The organism is Pseudoalteromonas sp. MM17-2 (genome assembly GCF_022347945.1).
Classification (GTDB): Bacteria; Pseudomonadota; Gammaproteobacteria; order Enterobacterales; family Alteromonadaceae; genus Pseudoalteromonas; species Pseudoalteromonas ruthenica.
In genome coordinates this window covers 22,133-42,149 of record NZ_JAKRFV010000019.1, presented here as the reverse complement: position 1 = coordinate 42,149, position 20,017 = coordinate 22,133, and the positions used below count along the sequence as shown (strand labels likewise).

At 43.9% G+C, this 20,017-nt stretch carries 19 protein-coding genes; 10 read left to right on the top strand and 9 right to left on the bottom strand.

Going from position 1 to position 20,017, the window contains the following annotated elements:
- Positions 1-316: 316 nt before the first annotated feature.
- Entirely contained in the window at positions 317-1,567 is a 1,251-nt protein-coding gene (locus MHM93_RS14550) for a ParA family protein (RefSeq protein ID WP_239449566.1), read from the top strand.
- 11 nt (positions 1,568-1,578) lie between these two features.
- Entirely contained in the window at positions 1,579-2,532 is a 954-nt protein-coding gene (locus tag MHM93_RS14545) for a ParB N-terminal domain-containing protein (RefSeq protein WP_239449565.1), read from the top strand.
- Positions 2,533-2,541: 9 nt separating this feature from the next.
- Here the strand turns inward: MHM93_RS14545 and MHM93_RS14540 are convergent, their stop codons facing one another.
- Positions 2,542-2,754: a DUF4236 domain-containing protein gene (locus MHM93_RS14540; RefSeq protein ID WP_138590598.1), complete on the bottom strand. Its 213-nt coding sequence runs from the start codon at positions 2,752-2,754 to the stop codon at positions 2,542-2,544.
- 142 nt (positions 2,755-2,896) lie between these two features.
- On the bottom strand, positions 2,897-3,052 hold the full coding sequence (locus tag MHM93_RS14535; protein ID WP_171038906.1) for a hypothetical protein: 156 nt from the start codon (positions 3,050-3,052) through the stop codon (positions 2,897-2,899).
- A gap of 140 nt (positions 3,053-3,192) precedes the next feature.
- Here MHM93_RS14535 and MHM93_RS14530 point away from each other — a divergent pair, with 140 nt between their 5' ends.
- The gene (locus MHM93_RS14530) at positions 3,193-3,423 is read left to right on the top strand and encodes a helix-turn-helix domain-containing protein (RefSeq protein ID WP_239449564.1); all 231 of its coding nucleotides are present in this window, start codon (positions 3,193-3,195) and stop codon (positions 3,421-3,423) included.
- A gap of 146 nt (positions 3,424-3,569) precedes the next feature.
- Here the strand turns inward: MHM93_RS14530 and MHM93_RS14525 are convergent, their stop codons facing one another.
- Genes MHM93_RS14525 through MHM93_RS14515 form a run of 3 tightly spaced genes read right to left on the bottom strand, consistent with a single transcriptional unit; the run spans position 3,570 to position 4,795 of the window.
- Complete coding sequence (locus MHM93_RS14525; RefSeq protein WP_239449563.1) at positions 3,570-4,121, bottom strand: DNA sulfur modification protein DndB; 552 nt, start codon at positions 4,119-4,121, stop codon at positions 3,570-3,572.
- Positions 4,096-4,560, bottom strand: coding sequence for a DGQHR domain-containing protein (locus MHM93_RS14520; protein WP_239449562.1), 465 nt, complete (start codon positions 4,558-4,560; stop codon positions 4,096-4,098). Before MHM93_RS14520 ends, MHM93_RS14525 begins: the two co-directional genes overlap by 26 nt.
- Before the next feature lie 10 nt (positions 4,561-4,570).
- The gene (locus MHM93_RS14515) at positions 4,571-4,795 is read right to left on the bottom strand and encodes a hypothetical protein (protein ID WP_239449561.1); all 225 of its coding nucleotides are present in this window, start codon (positions 4,793-4,795) and stop codon (positions 4,571-4,573) included.
- 169 nt (positions 4,796-4,964) lie between these two features.
- Here MHM93_RS14515 and MHM93_RS14510 point away from each other — a divergent pair, with 169 nt between their 5' ends.
- The 3 genes from MHM93_RS14510 to MHM93_RS14500 all read left to right on the top strand — a co-directional run bounded on the left by MHM93_RS14510 (position 4,965) and on the right by MHM93_RS14500 (position 6,534).
- Positions 4,965-5,516, top strand: coding sequence for a pesticin C-terminus-like muramidase (locus MHM93_RS14510; RefSeq protein ID WP_239449560.1), 552 nt, complete (start codon positions 4,965-4,967; stop codon positions 5,514-5,516).
- Positions 5,517-5,603: 87 nt separating this feature from the next.
- On the top strand, positions 5,604-5,903 hold the full coding sequence (locus tag MHM93_RS14505) for a hypothetical protein (protein ID WP_239449559.1): 300 nt from the start codon (positions 5,604-5,606) through the stop codon (positions 5,901-5,903).
- A gap of 256 nt (positions 5,904-6,159) precedes the next feature.
- Positions 6,160-6,534 (top strand): hypothetical protein, encoded by a 375-nt coding sequence (locus MHM93_RS14500; protein ID WP_138590589.1) that lies wholly within the window; start codon positions 6,160-6,162, stop codon positions 6,532-6,534.
- A 55-nt stretch (positions 6,535-6,589) separates the two neighbouring features.
- Here MHM93_RS14500 and MHM93_RS14495 read toward each other — a convergent pair whose 3' ends face one another.
- Positions 6,590-7,018: a hypothetical protein gene (locus MHM93_RS14495; RefSeq protein ID WP_138590587.1), complete on the bottom strand. Its 429-nt coding sequence runs from the start codon at positions 7,016-7,018 to the stop codon at positions 6,590-6,592.
- A 6-nt stretch (positions 7,019-7,024) separates the two neighbouring features.
- Positions 7,025-13,708, bottom strand: coding sequence for an SNF2-related protein (locus tag MHM93_RS14490; RefSeq protein ID WP_239449558.1), 6,684 nt, complete (start codon positions 13,706-13,708; stop codon positions 7,025-7,027).
- 67 nt (positions 13,709-13,775) lie between these two features.
- On the opposite strand from MHM93_RS14490, the gene MHM93_RS14485 reads away from it, so the two are divergent.
- Positions 13,776-15,428, top strand: a complete 1,653-nt coding sequence (locus MHM93_RS14485) for a portal protein (RefSeq protein WP_239449557.1) — start codon at positions 13,776-13,778, stop codon at positions 15,426-15,428.
- 2 nt (positions 15,429-15,430) lie between these two features.
- On the top strand, positions 15,431-16,441 hold the full coding sequence (locus MHM93_RS14480) for a hypothetical protein (protein WP_239449556.1): 1,011 nt from the start codon (positions 15,431-15,433) through the stop codon (positions 16,439-16,441).
- Positions 16,442-16,552: 111 nt separating this feature from the next.
- Here the strand turns inward: MHM93_RS14480 and MHM93_RS14475 are convergent, their stop codons facing one another.
- Together MHM93_RS14475 and MHM93_RS14470 are read right to left on the bottom strand one after the other, a co-directional pair.
- Positions 16,553-17,155, bottom strand: coding sequence for a hypothetical protein (locus tag MHM93_RS14475; protein ID WP_239449555.1), 603 nt, complete (start codon positions 17,153-17,155; stop codon positions 16,553-16,555).
- Positions 17,156-17,211: 56 nt separating this feature from the next.
- A complete protein-coding gene (locus tag MHM93_RS14470) occupies positions 17,212-18,048 on the bottom strand; it encodes a helix-turn-helix domain-containing protein (RefSeq protein WP_275444267.1) in 837 nt (278 codons plus the stop codon).
- An 866-nt stretch (positions 18,049-18,914) separates the two neighbouring features.
- Between MHM93_RS14470 and MHM93_RS14465 the strand changes: the two genes are divergently transcribed.
- Complete coding sequence (locus MHM93_RS14465; protein ID WP_239449553.1) at positions 18,915-19,316, top strand: hypothetical protein; 402 nt, start codon at positions 18,915-18,917, stop codon at positions 19,314-19,316.
- On the top strand, positions 19,316-20,005 hold the full coding sequence (locus MHM93_RS14460) for a DNA N-6-adenine-methyltransferase (protein WP_138590573.1): 690 nt from the start codon (positions 19,316-19,318) through the stop codon (positions 20,003-20,005). The genes MHM93_RS14465 and MHM93_RS14460 overlap by 1 nt, the downstream gene beginning before the upstream one ends.
- Positions 20,006-20,017 lie beyond the last annotated feature (12 nt).

The following is a 20,017-nucleotide window of genomic DNA, read 5'->3' as shown; positions in this document are numbered from 1 at the left end:
GATTGTTTATTTTACGTGGCACTCATAATAGTCTCAATTTGAGAGATTGGGAAGTGGTTACTTATTTGTCTATTTATTATTTGCAACATGAATAAGAGTACAAATTTGTATGAGTGCGCTCAAAGGCTTTTGAAATCTCACAGTATTGGAATCGCCACGCCTATAACGTTACTAGCAGATACCACTTGAAATATTCGAAACTAAACGCAGTTTGCGATCCAGTCTGCTTGCGTGTATTCTTACTGAAAATTACAGCTTATTATGAAAAATCAAAAAAAGCTGTAAATAACAACACTATTTGCAAGTAAGGATTGTTATGAGTATTTTTGACCAACTAGATATGGTTGTAGAGCGCATTACTAGAACAGATGAAGAGGATGCGAAAAAGAACAAAACTGAGAGTAATGCTGCAATCACAAGCGCCAAAGATATTGATCGGCTGATACTGAATCACTCTTTATCAGCTACCAAGGCGGCAGAGCTTGTTGGGATGAATCGCGTTGCATTTAAAGATTACATACTAGATGCTGAAAAGCGCGGTGTTATCGATGGCGTACTAAAGACATCAAATCAGTATCGATACACTTTGCGCCATATCCACGCGATCATGGATGATTTAAACATCCCAGCCTACAAAGATATTCATAGCAAAACGCAAATAATCGTCAATCAAAACCTGAAAGGGGGAACTGGCAAGAGTACGGCAGGTATAAACCTGAGCGCTGCGCTGGCCCTTGATTTAAGAGAGCGCAAGCGCGTTCTTATTATCGATCTAGACCCTCAAGGCTCGCAAAGTCAGTTCTCTAATATAAACCCCGAAGAAGACGATAACATTTTGACAGCTGTAGACTTGATGCTTGGCCAAGATGAACCAGAGTCACTCTACTCTGAGTATATAAACGCTGGTTATAGCCATGAGGACATTGTTCGCAATGCAATGGTTGAAACCCACTTACCAAACCTTGATGTGCTGCCAGCGTTCCCGACTGATGAGCGCTTTAATAGCGCTGCTTGGATGGCTTATGCAGAGGATTACAAAAGCACCGGCGAGAGAGTCATTAAGCATATTTCTCGGCTAAAAGAGTGTGTTATTGATGTTATTCGGGATGATTATGACTTTATAATTATCGATACGGCCCCTCAGCTGAACCCGCTCGTCTGGTCAGCACAGGAAGCGAGTAACGGCTTGCTAATCCCCTGCACACCTCACACGTTGGACTGGAAGGCAACCCGAAGCTTGCTCAAGATGCTTAAAGATATGCTTCAACAGTTGCCATCAGGCGGCGAAAACTTAGAGTGGTTTAAAGTGGTCGGGGCAAATTACGATGATGAACACCGCCGTGATGATTTTACTCTAGGGCTTATGAATAACGAATTGGGCTCAGTGCTTCTAAATAACCAAATCAAACGTTCGACAGCTTTTGAGAGCGCAGCCAGAGAAAAAATGACGGTATTGGATATACGCAAGTCTGACGCTCTATGTCCACCTAAGCAGCTAGAAAAAGCGGTTGCGAGCCTTAAGGATGTGAGCCGAGAGTTAGATCTATTTTTGGGAGAGTATAAGTAATGAGTACACCTATGGATATGTACACAACGAAAAGAGGTAAAAACAAGCTGCCGCCATTAAAGGGTAAAGAGGCCATTGAGATTCCTTCACCGGTTACAGGCGAGCCTATTACTTTTCGTATTGTGACGGTGCCAAGTTCGGAAGTTAATACAAAAACATATAAGTGTCGCTTTAACCGCCGTAGCGGCATGCACCTTTCCATGGGTGCTGTCCTTGATATTTTACCTAGCATTCAAAAAGATGGCCGAAACACTCAACCCGTACTAGGCCAGACAGATGGTGACAAGGTTGAAATTCTAGCTGGTATGCGCCGTAGAAAGGCAGTGTCTCTTCTTGATGATGGCGAGCTGGTTATACTCACCACAGATAAGAAGCTAACGGATGAAGAGAAACGCCGCTTTGCTTTAACCTCGGATACATACCAAGAACCCACCACGATAGACCTTGGTTTTACGCTAATTGAAGAGCAAGCAGCGGCTAAAAGTGCCGGTGAGAAGGTGACGCATGATGAATTAGCCGCCATCTTTGAGGTGTCAACAGGAAAGGTGTCAGAGGCCATTAGCTTTGCATCACTCCCAAGCGAGCTGTATAGCCTTTTCCCAAGCCTTGATATGATCTCTTACTCTTTCCTAAGAAAAGCAAATAAAGCTCACAAGGCCTCGCCTCAGCAGTTTAGAAAAGGTATTGAGCAAGCGATAAGCTCAGGGCTTCGTGTCTCGGTTTCGGGTGAAGATGACAAAAATTCACTCAAAGCTAAATGTAAAGACCTAGAAAAAAGCATTATTGAGCTGGTGGAACCGCCAAAGAAAAAGCCAACTTCACCAGTAACCCGATGGAGCAAAGTTAAAGCGCCAGAAGGTGTAAAAACAACAGTTAAGCGCAATGGTAAAGTTCAGATAGAGATAGACGAATCCAAGCTCGATGCGAAAATAGCTGAAAAGATTTACAAGCTACTAAACCAATAAACAGCAGCCCTACTCGTTAGGGCTTTTTTGTGTCTGCTTTTTGTTTAACTTCTTTCGGTATGAAATGCCACTACCAGCTAGAGAGCCGGTAAACCAGATCCCTTTACGGCCAATGTTTAGCTTTAGAAATTTACCACCTATAGTTACTGAGAAGTTTGTTTTTGAGAAGTTGAGCCAAAGGAAAGGTAATACTTTGACTCGTTTTTGAAATCTTATGCTCATTCTTCACCTTTAGTAGCCTGACCTTCCATCTTCCCAATTCCTGTGCTCAATTTAAAGTAACAAAAATAAAAACTTGAAATGATAAAGGCATACATTCAAACTTAGGTTTCCACGCCAAAGTATAAACGTATGCCGTTTTACTTTACTGCTGCTTAGCTTGCTGAGCAGCAACCCCTTGCGCCTTTAGTTTTGCAATGTACTCATCAAAACCATCAAATCCTTTACCATGGCTTACGAAGCCCTTGATGCCGCTCTTCTTGGTTTCTTGATTGCAAATATTGGTTACTGTCGTTTTCATAATGACTCCTAATTAGTGTTAATTGCCTTTTGCTGGTTGCGCAACTCGCAACCACAAGACAAAGATAACTTAAAGTTGCGTGTTGTGCAACACGTAAAATTGAAATATCATCCCTTCTGTTCACCCAATTTGGAGTATGTATGTTAACTAAGTACCTTGAAGCCGAATTAAAGCGCTTGAATCGTTCAAGATCGAGCTTGGCCGCAGACGCAGGTGTCGATAAAAGTACGATAACAAGACTGTTTAACGGCGGCAGCTTAACGCCTGAAATGACGGCTAAATTGGTAAGTGTTGGGTTCGACTTGGATGAGCTGCTTAACGCAGAGTTGGAAGACAAAAAGGCCAAAGTAAAAGAGCTAATGGACAGCTAATAACGCCCTGATAAGAACGTTACTAGCTGTTTGATTTAACTGTGGTTGCAATCTAATTAATGGGAGTAGCTTTAGAACATTAACCGTCTTGGCTTCTCCGTACTTTAAGGGCTTGCAGGCAACCCAAATGTCAGCTCCTTCTATCTTTACGCCTTTCCACCTAATAATTTTTGGTACTCTTTGCTATCGCTGATTTGTGAATAGATATATTCAGCAGTGGCGGACACTGTTTTCGAGTTCTTTGTGAGTTTACCATCGATGATGCAAAGACCTTCCCAGCAATCAGCCTCTCGGGAGTAATCAAGGGCGTTATCAAAGACCTCTACTAGAGATTCAAATTCCACGCCGTCTTCTCGTATTCTCTTACTCGCCAGAGCGAAAGCCGAGATAAAGACGGCATGAGGTACTATCGTACTCTCTCGCAATTGCTGGCTCGTTTTGAGGTCATTTTCACTCCACACCGAAAGACTTGTGAATAAAGCCCACATGCCACGCAGCCGCTTTATATCCTTTTCGCTAGCGTCATCGTCCATTTTACAATTTAGCATCGTCAATGACGCATCGATCAAATGTTTGTAAGCAAACCGTTTGGGGCTTTTTCCTGAGCAACTTGATTTATCAAACTCGATGTCACTTATTCTGAAATAGCGGTCAATGGAGCCACTAATGGCCCTACCTGCTCGCTCTATGCTGGCCATCGATGAACCACCAGCGAGAGGTTTTTGGCACATTCAAAGCCACGACATTAGCGCTATCAAAGCCATCAACATCCAATCTGCAAGTGTCTGTTTTAAAATCATCATCGTTATAAATACTGCCGAAGTTTAGAGCTGGACTTGGTGTGAAATCCTCTATTGAAGCAGTCAAAGATGGGAGTACATAGTTGGAACAATTTTCTCTAATGTAATTTGTAACGCCAAGCGCTCGTTTTTTGTTAACTGGCCGCTGACTACGCTCGAAAGCAGCGCCCACATCAGCTTCAAAAAGCTCAGCAAGAACGCTTAGTGGCATCATTAAGGTAAACACATCATGTTTTCCCTGCTTCCCTTTGATAGCGATAAAAGCGGTTTTCTCAGGTGCATCAAGTAAACCTTTAACAATATCATTTACTTTCTGTTGATTAGTATTCGATGTCATTGCAGTTCCCTTAATTCTCATCAATAAAATTACGCTGTTCTTGAGTGATAGCTAGCTTCACTTGAAGTGGTTTACCGTCTTTTTTGAGTGTCCCTAGCCATGTTTCATTGGTTGGGTATTCGGCATCAGTGTCCTTCACTAAACCTTCAAGAATGCTGGCAAATGTTGGCGACTCTTTGGCAATTAGCTCCATTAGCTGTTCGAAGTCATATTCTGGGTTATTAAAATTTTTCATTACTTTTTTGCTCCGTAAAGCGTTGTTTAGCTGGTAGTTATAACTTGTTATAACTCAATCTACCCTAAAGTTGCGTTAAGCGCAACCGCTTTTTTTTTTATCCTTGGCCCTCAATCCATATTTAGATAAGCCACAAAATGCCTTCATATTTCTAAAAAAGGTAACGTCTATGAGCGCAGTTGATTTTGATTTCATTGAAGAACTAGAAGGCAATTCACTAAAGGGCTACGTCCCCGATGCAGAAAATAGCAAGTCGGGTGTAACTATCGGATGTGGTTTTGATCTTGGGCAGCGAAGCGAAGCTAACATCAAAAAGCATTTCCCAGTGAGCTTGGCTGAAAAACTCATCCCCTACTGTGGACTAAAAGGCGAGAAGGCACTGAAAGCGCTCTCTAAAGAGCCTCTTGAGGTTTCAGAGGTGCAAGTAAGGCACATAAACCAATACGCCAAATACCACGCCCTGAGGAAACTACAGAGCGAATGGTTAGAAGCTACCGGTAGCTCTTTCGCTATACTCTGCCCAAAAAAGCAAACTGTGATCGCAAGCGTGGCATTTCAATACGGCACCTTAGCAACTCGAACACCTAACTTTTGGCGACAAATAACAACTGGTGACTGGGAAGGGGCTCTCATGAATTTACTAAACTTTGGAGACAGATATAGCACGCGCCGCCACAAAGAAGCAGACTTGCTAGCTTCGGCCATAAAGGAAAGTAAATAGCCCAATTCTATGGGTGCTGCCAGCGGTGACAACACTTATTAAAACTGGTACGTTCTAAAGGGACGACAAGTACAAAATAGGTGATTTATGAAAGCGCTGGCAGATTATTTTAATTTAACGGAAGAGCAAGTTAACGAAATGGATGTTGAATTCCATGAGAATACAGGCTCTACAGGGGAAATGCCTTACTCCCTATATTTCTACGTTCCCCAAAGCACACCTCAAGAAGTTCTCGAAGAAAAAGGTTGGGAAGTTGGCCAGCTGATCACCGACATCCCTACAAACATTTTTGATAGTGAAAATGAGTGGGACGGCTCTAGACCTGACCCAGCCGATGAAGATATGGATGCAGAGTTCCACGCTCAAGTCCATGATCCTCGCACCTAACATGAGAGAGATGTAATGGAATATTCAGTAACAGAAATGGAGTATAGCGAGAGGCTTGCAAGTAAAACTTTCTCAGATTCAGAAGAGGGAAATTCTATTCGTTGCTCTCATGTGGACTGTTCAAGCCCCCCTCTTGTTGTCCAGTTAGATAAGACGGTGTTTTATTGCACTGGCCAATATAATAAAACGCAAGCCCCATGTAACCGACATTTTGAAGTCAAAGAAATAGAGTCAGCCAAGTAAAAGGAGGTATGTAGTGGCAAAACTAACAAAGCAACAAAAGCGAGCTGCAAAGAAAAAAGCTGAGAAGAAGAAAGCTGCCAAGGCTCAGTGTGAAAGTAATAGGGCGACAAAACAGGCTTACGCTGAGAACCTAAACAAACTATTACCAGAGCAGATAAAATGTAATGAGTGCGGTGGGCGAGTACCAAAATCAACATATACCATCTTACCAACCCAGGATGTCGATGGCGTAGATTTGGCTTTTAGTGGAACCTGCGATGATTGTGGTTCAGCAACCATGGCTTTAAGTGGCGAACCTGAGGCGTGTGCGGTGGTGCATGAAATGTTTATGTCTGAAATGGACGGGAGCAAATGGAGCATGCAGAAACATAGTTTGGGTGTGAAATAGAGAGGGAACCCCCTCTCTAGAGTTAAAATTTTTAAAATCCTCAACTGTTGAGGATTTAGTTTTTCTTCATGCTTTTGTGTAGTGCTAGCGCTTCCATGTACTCATCATGTAAGAGATATTCCACAGTTTCACCGCCTTCCAACTCAAGTAAATGAACGCTACTTTTAAGCTGGTTTGCTGCCAGCTTGGTTTGCTGGTGGGCGTATGCCGCGCAACAAACAAGCTCAGGTGTTTCTAAGCGAAAATGACTAAGTGTTCCAGCTTCGACATTATCACCAAATACCGAAATGCCTTTATCAAGTAAAAGCTCTTTAAGTGGCCACCAGTACGCGCCAAAGCTTCGGTATTGGCTAGGACTTTCGATTAACGTGCGAGTGACACCGGATAGGTATTCACTCACAAAGTCATTATCACCGGCTTGTTCATGCGCCTGCTCTAGTGTGCTGGCCAAGTCTTCGGCGCTGTATTTAATTGCTTCTTTCATTCTCAGTTATTCCTCAAACAAGGCCTTAAGGTCTTCCAGTTTAACGGCATCGACATTAACAAACCACCAGCTTTCAGGATAGTCATCCGTTAAGTCGGTAGCAAAGCTATAATTGCCCTTCCCTGCCAATTCCTTGAGCTCATTCTTGCGCTTAAATAACATGCCATCCTTGCCTTTAGGATCATGTAAGCAGTAAACAGAGCCAGCCTCATGATGAGCGCCGCGCTGGGTTCGCCAACGTCCACGCATTTTCACTTTGCGCGATTCGGTTTTAATCTCTTTCGCGTTTACGATGATTTTAACGCCGCCTGCTTCACCGTCTGAACTTCCGGCCTTTTCAACCACTTCGCTAGCTTTCTCAGCATGCACCTTATCCGCTTCGCTTGGCTCATCCATTAGCATATCAATCCAGCGCTCTTTAGCTCGCGCACGCTCACCAGCAGAGAAACTATAGGTACTGGTTAGTGTTTGGATGACGCTATTTTTTATATTGTCGCGCAAGCTACTTGTTAAGCCGATTCGCTTCATATCCGCATACAAAGCACAGTAACGATCATCTTCACTCATAGAGTGATAGGCACTCTGCCCCTCGACTGTAAACCCATTTTCAATCTTGTCGCGTAAACCACTAGAGCCACTGAACAGCTCAGAGCTAACTAAGAAATCAATCCGTTCTTTCACTGCATCAATTGACTTACCAAATTCAGAGGCCACTTTAGCGCGCAATAATTCGTTCTTGCGCTCACGCTCTGCGTCAATAATAGCAATCAGGGCATTCGCTTTGTCCTTTGAGCGCTTTTCGAGTAGTTCTTCAATACGTTTAATGTTGTCGTACTCAGGCGGCACCTCAAAGCCCTTGCGATAGATTCTTTCTGCTTCGAAGTGAGCTGAAAACTCGTTATAGTTACGGCTTACATATTGATCTTTGATGCCCTGTACTTGCTCATCGCTTAAGCTGCTTTCGAACTTCTCTATGAGCGCGTGAATTTGCGCATCGCTTGCTTGGTTACCATAGGCTTGTACTGCTTCAACGTAGTCATTACCAAAGAGGTAGATCAGGCTTTCTTTAGCGTTGTAGCCTTCGCTATTCAATGCCTTTTGATTGTCAGCAAGTAACCACTGAGCAATTTCTTTCTTTAGGCTTTCATTGCTACGGCTAAGGTATACCGGTTCGAAACCTTCTTCCAGTTCCTTGTAGAATTTAACCGCGAAGCCTTCGCTACCTCGAGCAATTATGTGTGTTTCACCATATTTAAGCTCTAGCTCTTTAGTTTTCAGGTAATGCTTGAACTGGGACTCATCGAGCAAACCCATAGCACCACTAATCGATTGCTGGCTACGCAGCTCAGCTTTGATTCTAAGCTCATCTTTAGAAACTGATGTCTTTGTCCCAATTAGTTGTGCGTCTAGAGAAACGGTGTCACCTATTTTCTCGCTTCCATATTCTTCGGTTGTAAATAACACCTTGGCTTCCACTGTATTGACAGTGACATCAACAGAGGTGATTTGCACAATGCGTTTTACCTTACGAGGGTTTCGCACGGTACCGGCCAACTTGGTATTGTTATATTTCTCACCCACACGCAAAATACGGTTATCTATGAACAGGCAGTTATGCGCATCAGCAATAATGTCTTTTTCATCAATCAAACCATCAGCAATAGCTTTTTCAACTTGCGGTTTGAGCTGGCGTTTTTTGCTGCCTGCTTTTTCATGCGCTTTCATGGCCTGAGAGAGCTTGCGCACATCGCGCTCAAGCGGTTTAACCTGCGGTTTTAAATTTTTAATTTCAGTTCGCCAGTCATCATCCCAAAACCCTGATGAGCTTTCGCGCAAGCTTATCTCTAAGTGTTCAATCCGTCCTTTGATGGTAGAGAGTTTCTCTTGGGCACTCTTGAGCTGGCTTTCTAGTTCATTGATAGGTGTGTTAACCGCGTGACTTGCTTTGATGTAGTTGGCCACATCAACTAAGGCTAAACGTTTTTTCTCACGCTTAATATTCGCTTCGCGCTCTTTTTTAGCCACTTCTGCACGCGCTGCACGCTCAGCAGGATCACGCGCAAGCAACAAGCCCATTTCTTCACTGTCGGCCACAGCATCAGCGTTTTTCATCTTCTCATCGTTAGAGGTGAATAATTCGTGCATCCACTGCTTTTTGCGCATCAGGGTAGATAAGCGGTACTCATCAAATGACCCTTTGCCCAGCATATAGTGCACTCGTAAATTTGCACGCTTGGAACCAACACGCGCTCCACGGCCATTGCGCTGATCAATACTTGCCGGTGTCCAAGGTAGTGTTAAGTGGTATAGATCGCTCGTGCCATGGTGAAGATTTACGCCCACTTCGGCTTTTTTATTTGCGATTAGAACTCGATGTACGCCGGTATTAAACGCATTAGCGATTTTCTCTAAGCCTGCTTCTTGGTCATCAGCACTCGCCTTTTTCTTTTTACCGGCAACAGTGTCAGCGTTGATAATACCAACTTCCTTAGCATCAATACCTAGCTGGTGGCTTATCATGCGTTTAAGCTTGTTGTGTTGCGTCTTCTCTTCGGTAAAGACAATCTGTTTACCGTCCTTGAGGCCTTCACGCATAAGCTCAATAAGACGCGCATACTTAGGTGCGACTGGGTGAGAAATAGTGTTTTCTTTTACACCAGCCTTCGTTAATGCCGCAATCACTTCATCTTCAAACGCTTCATGAACCACCAGCACGATGCTATTACCCGAGTGGCTCACTTCGGCATTGTGCGCAACAGTGAATTTCTCAACGTCTGCATCCTCACCTTCTTTATCGGCCATACGGCCATCAAGAGTGAGAGTTTCTGGTAGGTTGGCTATGGCTTCATTGATGGCCTTTTCCTTGGCTTTAGGTAGCACAAAGGTCATTGTCTTATTGTAGAGGTCAATGTCTGTCGCAACGCGATCCATATCGCGGATAATGCCAAAAATAGTGTCTCCGTTTGGCACCTCTGCTTTAACTACTTCACCATTAGGTAATGTAACATCCGTTTCAACCGTCTTTTCGTTAAGCTGGTCTGCACGCTCACGCAGTTCTTCATAGATACGCTGTTGCTCTTCTGTCAGGTCTACAGCGACTTTACTTTCAACCAAGTCAGGTACTTTTACCGTAGCTGATACGTCTTTAGCTTTACGCTTAAGTACCCAACGGTGAAATAAGTTGCGCAGGCCGGTTAAGTTCTTGAAGCCTACAAGTGCCTCTACCTCTTCCGCTGCGCCGGATAGTTTAGTAATGGTTTCATTTTCCACTTCGCCGTACAGCTCAATGAAATCATCAACATCAACAATACCCATTTGCGACCATTCATCGGGGCTCAATACCAGAGAGAGCATGTTGTAAATGTCAGTCGGACTATTAACAGTAGGTGTAGCTGTAAGTAATACCGTGCCACGGCCACCATTTTTGCGGCGCAAATATTCAGATTTAAGCGCCATATCAATGGCAACGTCTGAGCTTGGCGCAGTTGGTAAGTAGGCTAAGCGAGAGGCCTTGTAACCGGCTGCGTAGCTGTTGCGGTAATTGTGGCCCTCATCAACGATGACAGTATCAAACCCCATATCTTCGTAGTAAGGAACGTCATCATATTTCGCGGTACCAACATCATTGTATTTGGCTTTAAATGATTCGTTCTTTTGTGCTTCGCGGTAGGTTTTCGCATTGGCCACATACTTTTTGCCTTTTAATGCACCGGCGCTTACACGCTCGCTTACGTGCTCAGCAATTGATTCAGGGCGAATAGGCAACTTTGCATATTGCTCTTTAGTTAGCACCACCACATCAAAATTAGATTGCGGGATTTTACTAAGCTTTTCTTTGATCACCTTCGCATTTGTGACCACTTTGATTTTGTCGCGGTACTGCTCTTTTTGGGTGTGCTGATTTAGCTTCGGCTTGCCGTTTTCATCCAAGATAAGTTCTTGTTCGATGTTGCCGCCCTTATCCTTGACCGCTTGGATAGCAGGCACGATGATAGAGCCCATATTCTTATGGCCATAAAAAGCCACAATCTCATGGTACCAGTTCTCGAGTACTGCTTTGGGTACCACGATGCAAGTACGCTTGGAACGTCCTAGCTGTCGATTATAGGCCACTAGCCCAAGCGCTGAGAATGTCTTACCTAAGCCGGTATCATCGGCAAGAATACCGCGCCCGTCTTCTGATATGCGGCGGATACCTGAGTTTTGATAGTCCATCAGCTGCACGTTCTCAGAGACACCCGTTAGGCCTAAGTCTGTATTGCTGTGCTCAAATGGGATATGCCCGTTAAATACATCGTTATATTTATCGGTCACTTCATCAATATCAGTGTGCTGGCGCAGCCAGTCGGCAAATTGTTGGTCGATTACTTTAATGCGGTCTTTGTAACGTGCGGCTGCTGAGCTATCTTTGCTCTGCACTGGTAGACCATTTAAGTGTTTCTCTAACTGGCGCTCAAACGCTATGTTCGCGTTGTTTGCACGCTTCTTACCATTTTTATGCTGCGTATAACCAACAAAAACACCGTCTTCGCCTTCGTAGGCTTCAACAATCTCAATTTCACCCTCAGCATTTTCGACGGCTTTGGTGTAACTAAAGTCGGTGTAACCAGCGTCTTCTAAAAATTCAGTAACGTATTTTCGCGGAATCCATTTAGCGTTAAGAGAAAATTCAATCTCTTTATCATTGTTGCGTTTTCTCTTACCTTCAATCGCTGCTAGTTGGCGCTCGTAGTTGTCTTTAATTGCTTGGTCGGTTTCTTGGCCAAGGGCTTTTGATATACGTGCAACCTTTTTGACAATATCGCCGCTGGTGGCGCGGTCAAACGGCATTAAATCGCCATCAGCTGTAATGGCTACACCATCAAGCATAGCAACATCAGAGAGGGACTTAGGCTTGTCAGGGCCAGTATAAAGCTTTTCAAACTCATCAAAAGGAACGGGATTCAGGTCAAATTGATTGTGAAGGTGCGTGATTACTTGGCTCGCATCATTTGTATCAAATGCCAGCGTTTCTCCCACATCCAGTGAGCCTTTTAGTAAGTCTGATAAATCGCCGGTGGTGTCTGTTGCATTGGCAAACGCATTCCATGGGTTTGAGTTAGTACCGGCAAAGTTAGCTATTTTCTTGTCTGCAGCAGTGATCCCATAGCGTTCAATTTCTTCTGATACTCGCTCACGCAGCTGCGCGGCCAGTGCAGTTGGTACACGGCGCATTTGCGTAGCTTGGTTTTGAAGGTCTATGATGCTATCACCGATAATTGAACCGCGCAGCACGCGCTCACGATACTGAGGCTCTTTAGAGTTGGCGAATTGGAACAAGTCTAAAATCCGGCGAGAGTCATCAACGCCAATCAAATACTCATAGTCTTCAATCATGGCCTGCACTTGATCATAAGAGTAATCGAGCAGGGCTGTGGTGTCTCCACGCAGTAACGCACCAATTTCTTGAACGCTCGATGCGCCGTACTTTTCGATGTCTACCGTATCGCTCTCAGACTGGTATGCCTTTACTTGCCACTCGCCATCTTTAAAGTTATGCCAACGCCCGTTGATTTTCTTCTCATCGCCTTCAATGTAGTTATGAATAACAGGCTCAGCAATGGCCAAGGATTCATAGTCGATACGGCTATCAAACTTACGTGAGAGCTTTTCTTTTATGCCTTGTTGGCTAAACGAGCTGTCCTTTTTAACTACGTCTTGTAGCGAACCAAACTGCCCTTTGACTTGCTCAACTGTGCCATGGACAAAGCGTTTCCCCTCAGTGGTTTTGAAATAGCGGCCTTCAACAAACGGTGTATAAATCACATTGGCATCAAGTAGCACCTGCTCATCTAATCCGGCAATGGTTTCTGTAAGCTCTTCGCTGTGTTTGCGTAGCACAATAACGTCAGTGCTAACATCGGTACCATTGTCTTTGAAAACACCTGCTGGCAGTCGGTGAGCGCCAAGAAACTCGGCTTTTAAACTAATCTCTTTTCGCCACTTATCCCATGATTTACGGTCAATAATTTGAGTTGGTATCACGCAGGAAATTAGACCGCCATACTTCACTTTATCGATCATGCGAGTGATGAAATAGCGCTCTGCTTGTTTGATGTTTTGATACTCAGGATCGTCATGAGCGGTAGAGCGAGATTTGCTAAAAGGGACGTTGCCGGTAAAACCGTCAAAACTATGATCTTCGGCATTTTGACATAGTTGCTCAAAAGTCTTGTTAAAAATTTTATCTTCGGGGTGTAAAAGTTGATTTATTTGGCTGCTGGTGGCATCCATTTCACTCCCAGTGATGATCACTCCCTTTGGTTTTGTGCCATTGAAAACCCCTGCACCGGCACTTGGTTCGCACACATTACCGCTCTCTAGGCCGTTGACTTTCAACAAGTCCCAAACGCCCTCAGCAATGAATTGCGGTGTGTAGTATTCGTGTACTGAGCCGCCTATGCCGCCAAGGCCTGAATATTTACGCAGTACATCCTTGTCTTCTTCGGTTAAGCGAGTGTGGTCGGTACCAACGCGCTCAAGTATGGTTATTGCTTCGGCGTTAGCCTCTTTTCGCTTTTTCTTGGTCGCATTGACAACACCAAAGGACACATTATTCTTGTGCTCAACAGCCTCACCTAGCACATCTGCTAGTTCTATTGCACTCATAGCGTTAGCAACAGCGCTAAACACTCTGTTTAATTGAGTCATTAAATTACTCCACTTTTAGACAAGCGCTATCATGCTAGCGATGTGTCGAAAAGCGGTTAAATAAATTGTGAGCGAACAGGAAAAAGGTTTAGCTAGCCAATTCAAGAAGCTCTTTGTCGGATATGATCAAGGTGATTCAGAGCGTCATGACATACCTTTAGATGTTAGTCCGCATAGTGGTATGGGTGGCTCGGCGTTTAATTCTCAAAATAAAGAAGATGAAGGCACGAGCATCGGTAGCAGCTTTATTGTTGATAACCGTGTCAGCTTAAACAAGCTCACTCATGCAGAGAGGCTCGATTACTATCAAGAGATGGCAGAAGAACCTATCTTTGATTCAGCTATTGATATGCACCTCAGTCACGCCCTTAGCGTTGATAGCCGAACAGAGAAAGCGATTAATTTGGTGGCCACTGATAAAAGTAACGAAGGTATCGTTGCTGAATTGAACGCTGAGTTAGGGGCTGTTTTTAATGAGCAAGCGGCCAGCTGGATGAAAGTGGCTTCCATCTTTGGAGCACATTACTTGCGCCCTTACTGTGAGCGAGGGAAAGGCATCGTTAATATCGAGTCCAGCTATTACACTCTCGCCAAGTTCGTTCGTGAGTATGAGCGCCGAGGGCAATTGGCTGGGTTCACAAATGAAAACTTCCGCGAAAATGAAGTGACACAGGTAAAACTAGCTAAACCGTGGGTTTTAGCACCGGTTAAGATTCCACTTTGGCGTCCCAATATGCACAAAGAGCCTGTTAACTTAACGGGCAAAGCATACAGCCTTTTCGATGAGCATCACTTTAACTTTCCGGTAGAGACACAAAACTACGGTACCAGCCTTTTACACGGAGCATTTGAACCTTGGTTAGATATGCGGGATGGACTCAGAAGCTTAAGAGCAAGCCGCCACAACGCCAGCATCATCCATAGGCTACTTACAGTAGGGATGGAAGGGTTAACACCGATTGCCGCAGCTCAGCAGCTACAGCTGGTAGGCAAGCAGCTAAAAGGTGACATAAAAAAAGCAGAGAGGAATAAACAGAAAAGCGGTGTCATCAGCACCATTTACAACACACTTATTCCTGCAGCGGGAGGTAAAAATGGCATAACCACAGATACGCAACAAAGCTCCCCAGATATTCAGCATATCGAAGATATTATGTTCCATCTTAAGCGAGGTTGCTCATCTTTGGGTATTGATGCCAGCCTATTAGGGTGGGGTGATTTAATGTCAGGCGGACTTGGGGATGGGGGATTTTTCCGCTCTTCAATTCAAGCGGCCACTCGAGCGAACCTCGTCCGGCAAGGGATGGTTAACTGCATTCACCGGCTGGTGGATATTCATTTGGTGTACAAATACGGCAAAGCTTTCGTAGGCAAAGATAGACCGTACAAAGTGAGCTTTCACTCCCTTAATACAGCCATTGAGCAGGAACAAGCTGATGCAATGTTGCGCCGTTCGGATTATGCAACGTCTATCGCTGGTGTGATGGATTTGATTGAAGGCGGTGCAATGTCCAAATCAGAAACATTCAAGAAGATGGTCTATACCGATGCGCTACAGCTAGACGAGGAGGTCACGGCTAAGATATTTGCCGAGCTCAAATCGGGTGCAGCTCAGGATAACGCCATGTTTGAAAGCGCTGTGCGTTTAGAAGAGTTAGCGCAAAGCGCCGCTAAGAAAGAAATCAATAAATTAATGCTAGGTGATGAACTAGAGGATTAACCATGGCTAAGAAATTACGCATTATAACCAGTACATTTAATATCTTTGAGCATGGCCGGACTACGCATAATAACCGGCCCTATCTTTTAAAAGCGGTGAAGCGCATTATTGATCACCCAAGGACGCAAGAAGCACTCAAAAATGGTGAGCTCTTCGGCTACTACGGCCATGGCAAGCGTGCACTATCCAATAAACTTAATCCCGAAGAGGTAGAAGTGGCTACCATCAACGGCAAGACGGTGGTGCTTGAACAAGTGCCTGCTTGTTACTGTGTGGCGCTATCGGTAGATGATGAAGGTAATGTAACGCACAGTGAGCAGCTAATAGGTACTGAGCCGGGCCGCGTTGTTGATGCAATGGAAGCGTCCGGTGCCGGTGGTTGGTCGTGGGCTACGCAGGGGAGCCCTAATAATATCACTGGCTTTGGTGGTTTTGATTACGTCAAAGTGCCTTCATACCTATCAAAAGAAAAGCAGGCGCTTATGATGGAATCTGTGGGAGCAGAGTCAATTGATAGCCTGATGCTTGATAATTTACACAAAGCGGGTATTGATGAGCAGAGCTCGCAGCTACTATTAGAGAGCTGGAACGGTAAGCCAGCCGAATCACCAGAAGTGGTAGAATCACACTTTACAGCGCTCATGCTTGAATCAATGCTTGAAGAACGCACGCAATTACACACGCAAGAGGTGGGCGAACTTAAAGCGGAAAATGAGCGTTTAGAGGAGGCTTTAGAGGAGCGCTCTAAATTGATGATGGAAGCGATTGAAAGCTTACCAGTTCTGATGAGTGACCAGCAAAGAAAAGCCGCTAAACTTGAGTCAGAAGAAGACCTAGCAGAAGTAAAATTGATGTTTGAGTCTCTCACTGACGCAGCCAGAACGCTACCGTTAGGAAGTGACGATGGTGGCCATTTAATGGTGAATACTGAGGGCAAAAGTACCCGTGAGCATACCCACAACAATGACTATATAAACTTCAATGACTCGGGAAATCCATTCAAGCAAAACTAAATCCTCAACGGTTGAGGATTTGCTTCAAATAGAAAGCAAGAACATATAAGGCCGCATAAAGCGGCCTTATTTCAATTACTTACTGTATCCTCAACGGTTGAGGATTTTTTTTCATACTTTGATTGTATGGCCTTCACTTGTAAGTTGCACTGGTTTAAGGCTTGCACATAATCGACTGTTAGGTCGCTCAAATCCCGCCACTTTGAACCGTTCAGTGTTGGGTGCGAAGTTATTTTCACCATCCATGAATCCAGTTCCAAATACTTCCATTTTGTTTGCACTATGATCTTTTGTTTTGGTTGGTGTGTTGGTGTTGTCGAACAACCGAATAATGCGGCTAGGCATATCAGTATTAATACAATCTGTTTCATTAGACTCTTTGGCTACCTCAGTAATGGTTCTTTTCGCTTCTGATGTGTTTTCTTCAAGCTCACTTTGCTTAACAAGAAAGTCAGCAAATTGTTTCTTGCTCTGCTCAAAATCGGCTTTTAGATTTTCTCGCTCGAGTGACTCATTTGTCAGGGCCGTTTCTAAAGTAGTTGTATTTGACTCCAATGTTTCGACATCGGACTTTAGTATCTCCTGATTAGAGTTGGCTGTCACCAATTCAGATTCAAGTGAATTAATGTTGTATTGCTGATAGCCAATGAAGAGACTAATCCCCAAAACAACGATGAGCATGGCATTCGCTTTAAACATTTGAATAAATCCCATCTTCTTCTCCTAGGTTACAATGGTGAAGAAAAGGCTAGCGCTATGCTTAATTTTGATTAACTATTTTTTGCTTTGAACAGGTCTAAGTTGTGTTGGGCCAAAGCGTTTAAATTAGCGTTCAAAGCTTTATTCATCAACAGGCTCTCGAGCACATTAAAGTCATCTAAAGTAAATGCTGAGGGTTCAATGCGATAGGCTATTAGTTTAGTTTGAAGCTTATCAAATAGCGCTCTTGCATGGGCTTGCTCTTCGTGAGCTTTGCGCACCTTTTTCCGGCGCTTTTCTTCTCGTTCAATAATATGGTCAGGCTTTCTAAGCCCCATTTTTATCTGCCAGCGCTTCAAACCTAAAGCTCTAGCGCTTCTTTGTCTAAGCGTGCTTATATGCTGTCGCTGGTGCTCTATGGCGTTCTTTACAATCAATTTTAAATCAAACTTGTGAACAGAGCCCTTCGGCGATAGTTTCACAGTGTTTTCTTGAGTAACCGAAGGTTTGTTTGTGTGATCATTTTCAAGGGGAGCTGAGTGATCACTTTTGCCACTGTTCGAAAGCTTATCGAGCGCAGACTTAACCATTTTAGTGATCGTGCCGGTAAAAATTTTATAGATAGTTCTCGGGTAATAAGTTTTGCCATTTACAGATAAAGGCTTTCGGTTGGAATTTTTTGATATGAACCTGCTCTCCAGCCGCTTTATCAAGCGATTGACTGTTTCACGTTTATAGCCAGTAATTTGAGCTAATCTGCTTTGAGAGGGAAAGCATAACCCCTTGGGGTTTGAGTGTGAAGCTAGAGCCAATAGCACGGCCCCTTCGTTCTTTTTGATAAGTCTCGATTCTATCAACAAGCTAATACGATGTATAAGCTGGTTGTGATGTCTGATATTAGCGCACATTTTTTAGACTCTTTTTTTAGAGTCGAGTTGACACGGCTCGAGTTGCTGCTAAAATCAAACACGACTCAGCATTTTGTGTTGGCGCACAAAAAAGCCGGTCAGTTGTTTAGGCAACTAAGCAATATATAAATCTAAGTTTGTAAAGAAACCGCGCCCTCGACCAAAAGTTTGCGGTTTTTTTATGTCTAAAATTTATGTCAAATCGACAACCTTTTTAATTTCTTATAGCCAGCAACCCTTGCTGGCTTTTCTTATTTCTACGCATCATAGATCGAATAATGTAAATGATCCAGTATGATCCTTCGATATAACTGATCACCTCCATCTGCATTGTTGAGCATTAAACACCATCCATTAAAGTCGATCAATCCTGTTAGGATGAACAGTGGTTTGGCCAAAAATCATATTTTTCATTTGTTTATAGGCTTGCGGACTATGCAACAATCAAAAAAAACAGCGGTGTAATTCACAAAAATTAAAAAATAAAACTTGTTAGGATGTATTTTTGCATTTAGAATTTACTCACATTTTGCATGATTTAGCTTTTGCAGTTCTGCATTTTGCATTTTATGAAATGGTTGCTTGGAGGTCTAAATGGGAAAATCAGAGCTTACAAATCGGGACTTAATAGAGTTCAAAACATGTGTTTTTGGAAGTGGTAGGGGAACAATAAAACCTTTCATAAAGTGCTTTGGTATGACCATGAGCACTTGGTATGGAGTGACTAATAACCCTAACAATTCTTTAAAGCCATGGTACGCAGCCATGCTGAGAACGTACCTGTCACTTGACCAAGTAGCACTCAGAAAAACAATGCTCGAAGCACATGCAGTCGATTTGCTAGAAGTTCGCACATACGGCTAGTTATGAATAAGCGTAAAGACCATAGAAGCCAAAGCAAAAAGGCCCAAAATCATGAGTTCAAGAGAGCCCAGCGAACAGCGCTCTTTGGTTCAAATGAGAAGACCGGCCCCGAAATTAACAGCCAAGAGCCTGCCAAATGTTTGAGCTGTGACGGCACCGGAGTGTTTGGGCAGGTATTCCCGCAGGAGTGTAAAGCTTGCCTAGGGAGCGGCTTTGATTGCACCGACCCATATCAAGTGATCGCACACCAAGCAGCACGCTTGAATAAAGCAAGAAAGGCTTATTCGGCTTTGCAAGGGGAGTTCAAGCGCTATCAAAAATTGGTGAAGTTAGCTGATGACAACCACATGACCTTGGAAGGACTAACAGTGCGAGGGCTTGAACCAAAAGGAAAGTTAGACTAATGGCAATTCTAGTTAAGAGCTCTACCCACGAAAAAGATAAGAATCGCTTTGCTACGTTATGGGAAGCATTCTCGGACGTTAAAAAGCTCACAGGTTATCACTTTATTCTAGACGCTGCCGCCGAGCCTGAGACAACGAAGTGTGAAAACTTCATCGGGCCGCAAGAGAATGCGTTGGTTATTGATTGGGGCAGGCGTGTCCGTGATATTAAGAAGCGCCAAGCCTCATGGATGAATAATGGATATGGCCAAAGTGTCCGCTCAGAAGCTATATGGTGTAACCCCCCATTTGATAACAAGTTTGAGTTCATCCAGAAATCTTACGACACCGTTATGAGTTCAAAAATACCAGTAGTCATGATGCTTCCTTACGAGCGGCAGACAATTTGGTGGCAAACCATGATTCACGGTATTGCATCAAAGGTATTTATACCTGACAGGCGCTATAGCTATTACCTGCCGGACGGCAAAACAATACTCAACCAAGTTAATTTTGGCAGCGCGTTTATTGTCATTGAACCCAATAATACGCACCCAACCATGTATATAGATTTTTCAGTAATGCGACTTAGAACTGAGGGGGTTTTACACCAACCTCGCAACCTAATCGAAGAATATAGGCAAGCAGACTCGGCACGGAGAAAGTTCGTGTTAGCGGAAAGCAAGCAACGCAAACAACGCGCTAAGTAACAAGAAGTAGGA